A 12,344-nucleotide genomic window follows, 5' to 3' on the forward strand; every position below is an offset into this window, starting at 1 on the left:
TGTGCCCATAGCAGCTTTCGATTGAGTCCAATACATCCGCAATCTCATCTTCTTTTTTTTCCAAGATGAGGTATAGTTTATAAATTACCCAAATGAAAACCGCTATATATACTTAGCTACCAACTGCGATCGCAGTATTTCAGGAAATATTTATAATTCAGACTTCTATTTATATCCTGAGTTCTTATATATACGCAATTCATCGGAAGGCATGAATTTGTTTGAGGATTAAAAAAACCGCTACAATTACCTTTCAACAAATCAACAACTGACATAAATTTTCGTTTACATACATTAAAATATATCAAACTATGCTAATTATACTGTATTCAAATCTGCTCTGTCATTAGTTCTTTACTAAAATAAATGCTTGCATCTTGTATATCAAATTCAATCTGTTTATAGAAACCTGGTTTCTTCCTCATGGCATATAAAATTTTATGTATGTGCGCTTAGAAAAACAGGTTTATGAATTAAGGAATCATGTAAAAATAACTTGAACAATTAGCCAGAAAGTTAAATAATTATAATGTAGTGTAAATTGCAGTGTTAGATGCCTGATAATCACAAAGTTAAAATAATTCAAGACAAATATGATTCTTTATCTCCTTATCTGAACGAGAAAACACGGCGTATCTGGGCAGCAATTGAAGCCCAAAGCCTTGGGTGGGGAGGTGTAACAGCAGTTGCGATCGCAACTGGTTTATCTCGAACTACAATTCATAGTGGAATTGATTTGCTGTCAAAATTGGATGAAGTAAAAACGGAGGATGAGAGTACTCGAATCCGCACAGTAGGTGGTGGACGGAAACTGCTCGAAGAAAAAGATGCGATGCTGCTATCAGATTTAGAATCATTGCTTGAACCAATGACTTTAGGAGACCCAGAATCACCGATAAAATGGACGAATAAAAGTGTTGTAAAACTTGCTGCTGCACTTAAGGAGGGAGGGCATAGTATTAGTCCAAAAAGTGTTTACAACTTACTTGAATCTCTTGGCTACAGCCTACAATCAAATCGTAAGACTCGTGATGGTTCATCTCATGAGGATAGAGACGACCAGTTTTTATATATTTCTAACCAAGTCAAATATTTTCAGTCCCACAACGAACCTGTAATTTCAGTTGATACTAAGAAAAAAGAGTTAATCGGAAACTTTAAAAATCCTGGAACTGAATGGTGTGACTCCGAACAGCCAGTTGAAAGTAAGGATGCATGACTTTGTTGACCCTAACGCCGGTAAGGCAATTCCCTATGGAATTTATGATCTAACCTTAAATAAAGGATGGGTTAATGTCGGCATTGACCATGACACCGCAGAGTTTGCGGTCGAGTCTATTCGCCATTGGTGGTACTCAATGGGTAATCTTTTATATCCAAAGTCTGAGCATATAATGATTACAGCAGATTCGGGTGGTAGCAATAGTTATCGTTCTCGACTATGGAAGTTAAAGCTGCAAGAGTTTGCAACCGAAATTGGTAAAAGTATTCATGTTTGCCATTTTCCTCCTGGTACAAGTAAATGGAACAAAATAGAGCATCGTTTATTTTGTCACATCACAACTAACTGGCGAGGTCGACCATTAACTAGCTTACAAGTAGTGATTAATCTGATTGGCAATACTACCACTACACAGGGCTTGGTTGTCGAAGCTCGACTAGACGAAAACCTCTATCAAACAGGAATTAAAGTTACAGATAAAGAGCTTGATAATATTGCCATTGAACGAAACTCTTTTCATGGTGAGTGGAACTACATTATTAAACCGCAGATTTCTGGTTAATTGTTCAAGTTATTTTTACATGAATCCTAAGTAAATATGCTTAAAACTTTCAATTTATCCTTCGGTCGCTGAAAAACAATAGAACCTGCTTTAAGGTCAAAACCTGCACTTTTTTAAATTCCGATTATACAAATAGTCTAATAAAATTTAGAGATGTAGCAATACCACATCTCTTTTCGCCATACCATAGTTACTAACAAAGAATAGCAGAAGCTTGATTATTTCGACAAAGATATTATTTGCTCTCCACTAATTTTGATAAAGTAGAAACACCAAGAAATAATCCCAATGAATTTCAAACTATCTTCAAAAAAATAACCATCATCTACTTTAAATAAATAGCTACTTGCAGGGATTAATTGGTCAACAATAATTGATAACAACAGAAATGTTATTGCTATTATAAATATTGTAAAATAACTATTAAAAATAATTTTTCTGAACTTAAACAAACAATAGGCTGTAATGATTGCATAGGCAAGAAAAGTTACTTTTTCAGATATTTTCAAAAGCACGGGAAAAACTGTTTCATGCAGCATAAAGAAATCATCTAGTGCTAGCAACAGCGTTAAACTGCCGAAAGATAACAGAAACTTAGAGTATTTATGGTTTTTATTGACGTTAATTAATACAGTTCCACAGAATAATAATATTGCGGCTGTAGCTGACCATAGAAAAATTCCTATATTTGAAAACAACCCATAATAAGGTTTTACAGAAGCAGCTACAAACACGTCTCTGAATAATATAGAAAAACTAACTGCTGGCTGCAACCATGCAATAAGTAACATAACAAATGCTACAAGATATATCGTAAAAGGGATAATATTTGTCTGCTTAAGCCGGGTTGTTTGTAATTGTTTATCCCCAAAATTTGGTTTTAATAATTTATTATTCATCTGAATATTGTCTAAGGATTATTAAAAGGTTAAGCTTATGTTAACTAACCTCTTACGTATTTTTACCATCTTCATTTGATTTTGGTAATAATTTCAACAATGCTTTATTTTTTAGATAATAATCTCTATCGGGAGATTACCTAAGTAGAAAAAGTTGCAAAATAATCTCCGAATTATTACTGAAAAAGTTATAACCTTTGGTAGAAGACGTAAAATTACTATCAAATGCTTGTATAAAACTCAAAAAAATGAAGTATAGAAATTATTAACCTTTAAAAATTCTCAGTCCATTCATATCTCATTTAAAAAAGAAGGAATTTGCAAGATATGAAAATATACCAATCCTAAAATTAGCAGAGTGTAGAGGGTTGAACTTCCTAAACCAATAAGTAAATCTTTCTTGAAATTTTTCTGTTTGTTTTCAAAAAATACATCGGTAGCCCCGATTTGCATCATGATGATGCCTAAGATATTTGATATCCAATATCCGATAATCGTAAAAGGAATGAATAAATCTGGCGAAATCCAGCTAACTAAATAACCGAAAAGATAAGCTATTGGTAAATTGAAAAATAAATCGTTCCACCAAGATAGAGGTGAAAGCATATAGCCAACACCTATGAATAAAAATCCCTTTATTTTTTGCAGCATCGGTTAATCAGTGAACAGTGAACAGTTATCAGTTATCAGTAGTTAGAATTAATATGACTTCTAAAAGTACTGCAAAAGCTTTTAAATTTAAACAGTTCAAATTTAAATAGCATTTGCCCAACTGTCACTTTACTACAGTTCATTCTGCAAAAGAGACGAAATTATAAATTAACTGATAACTGCTCACTGCTCACTGTTCACTGTTCACTGCTAACTGTTCACTGTTCACTGTTCACTCCTAACTGACTAATCAAATCTCGAACTTTTTTCTCTAATTCTCCGAGGGCTTCTTCGGGAGAAGTTTTGTCAATATCGTGAATTAGCCAATATTCAATATTATTAAGCCATTGAGGAAAACGTTCTTGCATTAAAGAACGATGTTCCGATTCATCAACGGCTATAACTAAATCAAACTGTTGAAAATCTTCAGTAATTGCAGATTTAGGAAAACGTTCTTCTGGTGTGATAGTAATTCCACGCTGTTTCAAAGCTACAACAGCATACCGAGAAATTGCACCAATATTATTAACACCACGTTCAAGTGCTAAACCACGAGAATCGGCTTCCCAACTCAAATTTTTCTGAGAAGCTAAATCGTTAAATAATTTTTCAGCAAAGCGACTGCGATAATAATTACCCGTACATAAAAACAGTACTTTTTTCATTTTAAATAAGAAATTAGAGATTAAATCATATGATGCCCAATCAATGGCAAAGTCTTGAAATTGCTAGCTACGAAAACTATTTCATTTTGTTTTAACCGCTGCGGACATCATATAATATATGCCCTAATTTCTTTGCTACATTTTCTTACCTTTGTGATGATAAATTGCTGCAAGATTGTTTTGAGCCATTTGCCATTCATCGGGATGTTCTTCGCGAGTATGAACTTGTAATGCGGCTTGGTAATGATGAATCGCTTTGTCAAGATTTTCTGTTCTATCTTCCTTGAGTCTATTGCTATAAGCAGTACCCAAGTTATTTTGGATCATTGCCCATTCGTAGGGATATGTTTCGCGGGTATGATGCTGTAATCCGTTTTGATAGCAGACAATTGCTTTTTCAATATTTTCGGCTTTTTGCCCGCTAACTCTATCGGCGTAAGCATTCCCCAAGTTATATTGAGTCGCTGCCCATTGTTCGGGATAATTGGAAGCAGTGAATACACAATTTACCACTTCATAACCAGCAATAGCGATTTCTAAATTGTTTGCACGCTGCCCTAAAGGAAATTCTTGAATCAAACTGCTGAAAATACCAATAGTGGCAGTAATATCTTCTGCTTCTTCAGTAGTTGACTCGGAAATTGCATCCATAGCCCAATTTCGCAAGAATTCGGCAAAAGTAGCATCAAGGAAATTTATATTCTTATGTAGTAATGGGTATACAGCTTCTGGATTACCTTCAGTCTCTTCGGTAATTAGCAATGCTTGTATGAGTAATTCACCTTGATTGTCTGCCTTAAAATCTGAAAGTGATAATCCTAAAGCTTCAGCTAGCTGATTTGCAATATTTATCAAGAATTCCGCAGCGTCTTCATTACCTTCTTCAGAAAGTCCTTGCGCTACCTCTATCATCGTCTGCACTAACCCGGCATCAATATATTCGGGTTCCGTATCTAAAGCTATTTCTTCTTCTTCGCCCGTCGCATTGGTAAGTAGCTGATTGATTATATTGAAATAAATTTGGAGACGCTTTTCATCCATCGGATTTAAAAATATTTTTTCACTGCTTTACTAGAAAACTATCCATAGGAATGTTTTTCAAGAGTGAATAAATACATTTAAGATAATGGGTAATGGGTAATTGGTAATTGGTAATTGGGCATGGGGCATTGGGCATTGGGCATTGGGCATGGGGCATGGGGCATGGGGCATGGGGAGAAGAATTAATTTCTCAACTCACTTTCCTTACTCATTTACTCCTTACTTATTACTCACTACTCCTTACTCCAACTGCATAAGTTAATTCGACTCACACCAATATAAACTTGTAGCAGAGCTTTTGGAATTATACCTGTGGATTACTCAGGGCAAAACCTACGAGGAAAGTCATTATATTTCTACAGTTGCGATCGCGGAATTATTTGAGTTATTTAGTCAAAGAAATAATCAAAATCAAAAAAATATAGAATGCGTGATTCTAAATGCTTGTTATTCTAAAGTGCAGGCAACTGCAATTTCGCAACATGTGAGTTACACGATTGGGATGAATAAAGCTATTGGAGATAAAGCAGCGATTGAATTTGCAGTGGGTTTTTATAGCGCTTTAGCTGCGAGAGAGTCAATTGATTTTGCTTACAAACTCGGATGTCACAGTATTGCAATGGCTGGGATTCCGGAAAAATTAACTCCCATACTCAAGGTGAAATGAAAGCATTAGCAGCAAAATTAATTTCAGATAAGGTTTGGGAGACGTAGCACTGCTACGTCTCTACATTTTATACCATTTCTTTATAAAGATGCGCCATATTTAGCCAACGTAGGTTGGCTTTGTATTGGTAGCTCCAGCCTTCCAGGCACAGAGCGATTCAGCGCAACCTCATACAGAATTGGTATTAGCAGTCAAATATAGCGCTTTTCGGTTGAGTAAAAAATTAGACCTCACTCCAACCTCGTGTACCCCTCTCCTTAATAAAGAGAGGGGTGCCGCAGGCGGGGTGAGGTTCAGTCTGTACCTACACCGCACAATTTAAAGCGCCAGCTTTTTTAGTAAACCGCATGTTTTCGCGATAATCTACTCGACAATCAATTACCGCAGGAACATCTTGGGCTAAAGCTTCTTTTAACATCGGAACGAAATCGGTAGCTGCTTCAACTCGATAACCTTTTAATCCCATACTTTCGGCAAATTTCACAAAGTCGGGATTACCAAACTTGATAAAAGATGCTTTACCTTCACCGAATTGATTTTCCTGTTTCCACTCGATTAAACCATAGCCACCATCATTAAAAATTAAAGTCACAAATGGCGTACCGACTCGCAATGCAGTCTCTAATTCCTGACAGTTCATCATAAAACCACCGTCACCACTTACCGCTACAACTTTACGGTTGGGATGAACCAGTTTCGCTGCTAAAGCTCCGGGAATTGCAATTCCCATTGCTGCAAAACCATTAGAAATTAAACAAGTATTGGGACTATGACAGTGGTAGTGACGGGCAATCCACATTTTATGCGCCCCTACATCGGATATTACAATGTCTTCAGGCCCCATCACCTGCCGCAAGTCGTAAATTAACTTTTGCGGCTTCATCGGAAATGCATCATCGTCAGCATAATTCTCGTAATCGGCGCGAATATTTTCTCTTAGTTTAATCGCGTAGGGTGCAGCTTTATCATGTCTATTTGCTACCTTCAAAATTTCATTTAAAGAATCAGTTATATCACCAACAACTTCTACCTCTGGAATATAGCTGCTGTCAATTTCCGCTAACTTTGAAGCAATATGAATAATCGGAATCTCACCGTTAGGGTTCCATTTTTTAGGAGAAAATTCAATTAAATCGTAACCAATTGCAATTACTAAATCAGTATTATCAAAACCACATATACTAAAGTCTCGTTGCTGCAATCCTACAGTCCATAAAGCTAAAGGATGAGTATAAGGAATTATCCCTTTACCCATAAAAGTATTGGCAACCGGAATATTTAACTCTGTGGCAAATTGAGTTACGGCATCGCTGGCTTTTGCACGAATTGCTCCGTTGCCAACTAAAATTATTGGATTTGTAGCTTGAGAAATTGCAGCGGCGGCAGCTCTTATGGTTGCAAAAGAAGCAAAGCTTTTTTCTACATTATCTTTACCTAAAGGCTTACCTTCTACCGGCATTGCGGCGATATTTTCTGGTAAATCTATATGTACCGCTCCCGGTTTTTCTCTCTGCGCTCTTTTAAAAGCTTTACGAACAATTTCCGGTGTAATACTTGGTCTGACAATTTGTTTGTTCCACTTAGTTACGGGAGCAAACATGGCTACCAAATCTAAATATTGATGGGATTCGATATGCATTCTATCAGTTCCCACCTGTCCGGTAATTGCCACTAAAGGGGCACCATCAAGGTTTGCATCTGCAACCCCAGTCATTAAATTAGTCGCACCAGGACCTAATGTTGAAAGACATACTCCTGCCTTTCCCGTCAAACGTCCGTAGACATCCGCCATAAAAGCCGCACCTTGCTCGTGACGGGTTGTAATAAACTGAATTGAAGATTTTTTCAAAGCCTCCAATACGTGTAAATTTTCTTCACCGGGGAGTCCAAAAACGTATTGCACCCCTTCATTTTCCAAACACTTCACTAGTAATTCTGCTGTATCCATTGTGATTCCCCTGCTTTAGTTAGTAGATAGTGGTTAGTGGATAGTAGATAGTGGATAGTGGATAGTGGATAGTAGTTAGTGGCTTTTACAACTAACAACTAACAACTAACAACTAACAACCAACAACTAACAACTAACAACTAACAAATTTATTTCACCCACACAGTTTTAACATTGACAAACTCATGTATGCCTTGAATGCTTAATTCTCTTCCATAGCCGGAAAGCTTTGTGCCACCGAAAGGCATTCTGGGATCGGATTTGACTAAACCATTGATAAATACAGCGCCTGCTTCGATTTCGGAAATTAACCGTTGCTGTTGAACTGTATCGCTCGTCCAAGCACTCGCACCCAAACCGAAGGGTGTATTATTAGCAAGTTGTATTGCTTCATCAATATCTTTAACTCGGAATAGCATCGCTACCGGGCCAAAAAATTCTTCTTTAGCCGTCGCAGAATCGGGAGAAATGTTAGTCAAAATTGTTGGTGGATAATAATTCCCTTTCATATTTAATAAAGGCTTTCCTCCCAACAATGCGGTTGCACCGCTATTAATACTTTTTTGTACTTGCTCGTCTAATTCCTTGAGAATATCGTGAGTAGCGAGAGGCCCGATATCAGTATCAATCTGCATGGGATCGCCAATTTTCAAGGCGTGAAATTTGTCCAACAGCAATTTTTCAAACTTGTCAGCAACAGCCTCCTCAACAATAAAGCGTTTCGCTGCTATACAAGATTGCCCGTTATTCAACATTCTTGCTGTAGTTCCAGTCACAGCCGCAGCTTCTAAGTCAGCACTTGCTAACACGATAAACGGGTCGCTTCCTCCTAATTCCAAGACAGTTTTTTTAATATGCTTACCAGCAGCAGCAGCTAATGAAGCTCCCGCTCCTTCACTTCCTGTCAAAGTGGCAGCCTTAACCCGCTCGTCGGCAATTATATCTGCTACCTTGTCCGAGCTTATCAATAAACTTTGAAAAACACCTTGGGGAAAACCCGCTCTGTGAATAATTTTTTCAATAGCTAAGGCGCACTGAGGTACGTTAGAAGCATGTTTGAGCAAGCCCACATTGCCAGCCATCAGTGCCGGAGCTGCAAACCGAAATACCTGCCAAAAAGGAAAATTCCACGGCATAACTGCCAGAACTATCCCTAAAGGTTGGTAACTGACATAACTATGACTGGCATCTGTTTCTATCGAAACATCCTTTAGAAATCCAGCAGCCTTATCTGCATAATAACGGCATACCAAAGCGCACTTACTCACTTCAGCCAGAGCGCTTTTATAAGGCTTGCCCATTTCCAAAGTCATTATTTGAGCAAAATCTGCCTTATCTTGTTCCAAAATATCAGCAGCTTTGTACATCCACTCAGAACGCTGCCCAAAACTAGTTTTGCGGTAATCCCCAAAAGCTTTATGAGCCAAAGATACAGCATCCTTGACTTGGGTATCGTTCAAAGACTCAAAAGAATTGAGAGTTTCCCCAGTTGTGGGATTTATCGTGGCGATCGCCATAACTCACCTCTCGAAATAATTGGTTGAAGCCATACCATCCTAGATTTGAGACTTGGGATTGTCACGGACTCATAGCACAAAGTCATCATGAAATCTATTCGTCACAATTTGGTATGACTTAATAGTTTTACACGCTAAAAGTGAAAACCACTACTTAAATTTTAGTTATACCTTTTATGAAAAGTTGCCAAATATTAAAGATTCTCAATGAAAAGAATCTCAAATGAAGATTTACAAGAGGAAGTTGAAGAAGTTGAGGGGAAAATTAATTTCGATGGGCTGTATTTCTATTTTGCTCATTTCACCGCAATGCACCAATATCAAAACCGTATTTATACAGAGTTGTTTTGATTTGGTTACTTGAGTTGATATATTCAACCTTTAGCTATTGCAGTTCCCAAGATGACTTTTTGTTACTTCCATCTATAAAACCTATAGCAATGGTTTTATAGATGGAAGCGGGATTTATAAATGCCTCGGACTTTAAACCCTTATGTTATAGCCATTAGAGTGAATCCGATATTTTCCAAGCTATTGATGCGATCGCCAATTCAGCGCGCAAAAAACTGAACCGCAAACATCGTTAGAAAGAATAGCGAGAATAGGTATATTAAACTGTCTGTATTTAAAAGCATGGTATGTGTTCCCTAAAAACTTTTATCAATAGACTGAGTATATTCACATAAATGTTCCGGGAAAAAATATCAGTATAAACACTATGTTAAATAGTTCGAGCTATATCTATTAGCAATAGTAATGAATGTAATTGTCAATACTTCCGGGTATAGAAATTAGTTCTGAATACGGTTAACATAGAGAGTACTATTTGACATCCTCAACTATCCGGATTTATGCAAATTATTCATTTTTATTTAAGATTTAATAGAAATAATATTAATTACGTAAATTTGCGCTGCCTTTAAAATAAGTTTTCAATAAAAAACTCTAGCTCTGACGATTACTTTACGCAATGAATAAAATGACAAATCCCCATGCCCAATGCCCAATCCCCCATGCCCAATCCCCAATATTTAATATCGTCTACGGTTGTGATAAACCTTAACCAAGCGATTGATACCTTTGAAGCGATATTTGCCCATTAACTCAAATCTATTGGGCTTAGAAAGCATTTTATGAGTTTCTTCGCTAACTACGCATTCCCCTGGGTGACAAATTCCTTCCATGCGCGCTGCTAAATTAATAGTTGCTCCTAAAGCTGTATATTCCACTCTTTGAGAACTACCTACATCTCCCACAACAGCTTTACCGCTATTAATTGCAATTCTCAACTCTAATGGTTCTTGCCAAAAATGATTAAAATTCAATTTTTCTAAACGAGCTAACATTCTCATCGCTGCAACCACAGCCCTATCTGCATGGTCTTTCTGCGGTTCGGGTGCGCCAAAAAACGCCATGATGCAGTCGCCGATATATTTATCCAAAGTACCGCCACAAGCAAATACCTCCTGTAGCATTTCCTCAAATAATTTATTTAGTAATTCCGCAATTTCCGTAGGAGTAAACCTTTCAGACATTGCCGTAAACCCCACTACATCGGCGAATAAAATGCTAATTTCGCTTTCTTGGGGTGGTAAACGTCCGTCAGGTAAAGCTCCCAATGCTATCAACTGCTGTACAACCGCTGGTGAGTGATAGCGCTCCAATCTTTGCCTGATTACTTCTTCATTCTTGAGCTTTTCTACTAACAGCCAACGCTGAACGCTTGAAGAAACAAGATTTCCTAAAGTTGAAAAAAAGCTCAAATCTTCCGAACCTTCTTTAATCCAATGGTAGGAAGAAAAACTGGCATCAGCATAAAGTACCCCCACAACTTTGTTTTCGTCCCATAATGGTACTGCCATTGCGCTGCGAATACCCTTGAGAAAAACGCTGTGTTCTTCGGCAAATCGTTCGTCTTGATGGGTATCGGCTGACTGAATTGCAACTTTTTCTCCAAAGACTTGCTGGCATATACTCTGGCTAATCCAACTATCATCACCCATTAATTGCTGCTTATTGTTAACATCCCGACTCGCAGCATTTATCAAAACTAATTTACCGCAGTTGCTAACATCAATTAATAATCCCAGACGGTCAATGCTATTAAGATAACGGAATACAACTTGTTGTACCTGCGAGAAAATTTCTTCAATAGAAGTAGCTCCCGAAAGGTTTTTGGCTATATCTACCAAATCTTTAAGACGAGCAATAGTTCTATCTTTCTTGTTAGTATTGTCTTCTTGACTATCGGCACCTATCCACTCCTCTTGTAATTGCTTGACATTACGAAGTATTGTTCTGCCTTCAGAAAAAGCTGTATAACTGCTTTGGGGTGGTGGCTCGGGAGGAATAGTCAAAAGCACCACAAGAGAAATATCTCCAACCCAAATGACATCCCCATGAGAAATTGAGGTAGGCTTAATTACAGCTTGTTCGTTTAATATTGTGCCGTTTTTACTGCCTAAATCTTCGACCATCCACAAACCATTTTCCCCTTTAGCAAAACGCGCGTGACTGCGAGAAATTCCGCTAAAAGGTAAACATAGGTTACATTCTGGCAACCTACCAACAACATAAATATCTTGATCCACCGTCACCGTTTTTTGGGTATTTCCCCGTTGGAGACGTAGTTTCAACTCGGTCATTCGATTTCGGATTTATTATTTTAGGTTTTAAATGGGTTGGCGAATGCAGAAAACTCTGCTGCCGTCAACTGTTAGATATGTGATACAAAGATACTATAGGTTTTTCAAAGCAATACATTTCATTTATGACACTGCAAACGGCACTCCGACAACTATAACTCTTGTCCGAGAAACGATTAATCCCAGAGAAGCTCTCAAAAACCTGGAAGCCTAGTACAGTAAGGCGTAAATTTGGCAACCATTGCTAACGATTAAAATCCTCATCCTATAAGACTTCTTACTTCTTACTTTTTACTTTTTACTTCCGCGCAGCGGTACTAGTCTTTTAACCCTCCCCCAAATCAACCTAACAATAAGCTCTGTAGCCTATTTTATTCAAATAAATGGAAATACTTCACTAATTCTTTATATAAGTGGGGTTGCATTTGCTGTATATGAAGAAAGAATACAAAAGGAAGCGCTACAATCGAACTTAATTATTTGTGATGGTGTAGTTATTTAGAAAAACCCATTATTTAGCAATATAA

10 protein-coding genes are annotated in these 12,344 nt (G+C 37.4%); 3 read left to right on the forward strand and 7 right to left on the reverse strand.

What is annotated here, in order from left to right; all coding sequences use genetic code 11:
* Nucleotides 1-553 precede the first annotated feature (553 nt).
* Nucleotides 554-1,784 (forward strand): ISAzo13-like element ISRisp1 family transposase gene (locus tag RIV7116_RS19595; protein WP_015121012.1). Its coding sequence is split into 2 segments (ribosomal slippage): nucleotides 554-1,204 and nucleotides 1,206-1,784, totalling 1,230 coding nucleotides; the frame shifts between segments, so codons are not numbered across the junction.
* A 218-nt stretch (nucleotides 1,785-2,002) separates the two neighbouring features.
* Here the strand turns inward: RIV7116_RS19595 and RIV7116_RS19600 are convergent.
* The 4 genes from RIV7116_RS19600 to RIV7116_RS19615 form a co-directional block, all read right to left on the reverse strand.
* Nucleotides 2,003-2,683, reverse strand: a complete 681-nt coding sequence (locus RIV7116_RS19600) for a hypothetical protein (RefSeq protein ID WP_015120050.1) — start codon at nucleotides 2,681-2,683, stop codon at nucleotides 2,003-2,005.
* Between the two features lie 291 nt (nucleotides 2,684-2,974).
* The gene (locus RIV7116_RS19605) at nucleotides 2,975-3,334 is read right to left on the reverse strand and encodes a hypothetical protein (RefSeq protein WP_015120051.1); all 360 of its coding nucleotides are present in this window, start codon (nucleotides 3,332-3,334) and stop codon (nucleotides 2,975-2,977) included.
* A 218-nt stretch (nucleotides 3,335-3,552) separates the two neighbouring features.
* Nucleotides 3,553-3,999, reverse strand: coding sequence for a low molecular weight phosphatase family protein (locus RIV7116_RS19610; RefSeq protein ID WP_015120052.1), 447 nt, complete (start codon nucleotides 3,997-3,999; stop codon nucleotides 3,553-3,555).
* A 135-nt stretch (nucleotides 4,000-4,134) separates the two neighbouring features.
* Nucleotides 4,135-5,040, reverse strand: a complete 906-nt coding sequence (locus RIV7116_RS19615) for a tetratricopeptide repeat protein (RefSeq protein WP_015120053.1) — start codon at nucleotides 5,038-5,040, stop codon at nucleotides 4,135-4,137.
* A 298-nt stretch (nucleotides 5,041-5,338) separates the two neighbouring features.
* Here RIV7116_RS19615 and RIV7116_RS36515 point away from each other — a divergent pair, with 298 nt between their 5' ends.
* Nucleotides 5,339-5,707 carry a hypothetical protein gene (locus RIV7116_RS36515; RefSeq protein WP_052330834.1) on the forward strand — a complete coding sequence of 123 codons (369 nt, stop codon included), beginning with the start codon at nucleotides 5,339-5,341 and terminating at the stop codon, nucleotides 5,705-5,707.
* Nucleotides 5,708-6,011: 304 nt separating this feature from the next.
* Here RIV7116_RS36515 and RIV7116_RS19625 read toward each other — a convergent pair whose 3' ends face one another.
* Entirely contained in the window at nucleotides 6,012-7,655 is a 1,644-nt protein-coding gene (locus tag RIV7116_RS19625; protein ID WP_015120054.1) for an acetolactate synthase large subunit, read from the reverse strand.
* Nucleotides 7,656-7,804: 149 nt separating this feature from the next.
* Nucleotides 7,805-9,172: an NAD-dependent succinate-semialdehyde dehydrogenase gene (locus RIV7116_RS19630; protein WP_015120055.1), complete on the reverse strand. Its 1,368-nt coding sequence runs from the start codon at nucleotides 9,170-9,172 to the stop codon at nucleotides 7,805-7,807.
* Nucleotides 9,173-9,379: 207 nt separating this feature from the next.
* Between RIV7116_RS19630 and RIV7116_RS35955 the strand changes: the two genes are divergently transcribed.
* Entirely contained in the window at nucleotides 9,380-9,523 is a 144-nt protein-coding gene (locus RIV7116_RS35955) for a hypothetical protein (protein ID WP_015120056.1), read from the forward strand.
* Between the two features lie 680 nt (nucleotides 9,524-10,203).
* On the opposite strand, the gene RIV7116_RS19635 is transcribed toward RIV7116_RS35955, so the two are convergent.
* Nucleotides 10,204-11,817: an adenylate/guanylate cyclase domain-containing protein gene (locus RIV7116_RS19635; RefSeq protein ID WP_015120057.1), complete on the reverse strand. Its 1,614-nt coding sequence runs from the start codon at nucleotides 11,815-11,817 to the stop codon at nucleotides 10,204-10,206.
* Between the last annotated feature and the right edge of the window lie 527 nt (nucleotides 11,818-12,344).

This window comes from Rivularia sp. PCC 7116 (assembly GCF_000316665.1).
Lineage (GTDB): Bacteria > Cyanobacteriota > Cyanobacteriia > Cyanobacteriales > Nostocaceae > Rivularia.

Excerpts from the sequence above, each read along its gene's own strand:
- RIV7116_RS19615 (WP_015120053.1), bottom strand. The coding sequence starts at position 5,040 with ATGGATGAAAAGCGTCTCCAAATTTATTTCAATATAATCAATCAGCTA.
- RIV7116_RS19610 (WP_015120052.1), bottom strand. The coding sequence starts at position 3,999 with ATGAAAAAAGTACTGTTTTTATGTACGGGTAATTATTATCGCAGTCGC.
- RIV7116_RS19605 (WP_015120051.1), bottom strand. The coding sequence starts at position 3,334 with ATGCTGCAAAAAATAAAGGGATTTTTATTCATAGGTGTTGGCTATATG.
- RIV7116_RS19625 (WP_015120054.1), bottom strand. The coding sequence starts at position 7,655 with ATGGATACAGCAGAATTACTAGTGAAGTGTTTGGAAAATGAAGGGGTG.
- RIV7116_RS19600 (WP_015120050.1), bottom strand. The coding sequence starts at position 2,683 with ATGAATAATAAATTATTAAAACCAAATTTTGGGGATAAACAATTACAA.
- RIV7116_RS19630 (WP_015120055.1), bottom strand. The coding sequence starts at position 9,172 with ATGGCGATCGCCACGATAAATCCCACAACTGGGGAAACTCTCAATTCT.
- RIV7116_RS35955 (WP_015120056.1), top strand. The coding sequence starts at position 9,380 with ATGAAAAGAATCTCAAATGAAGATTTACAAGAGGAAGTTGAAGAAGTT.
- RIV7116_RS19635 (WP_015120057.1), bottom strand. The coding sequence starts at position 11,817 with ATGACCGAGTTGAAACTACGTCTCCAACGGGGAAATACCCAAAAAACG.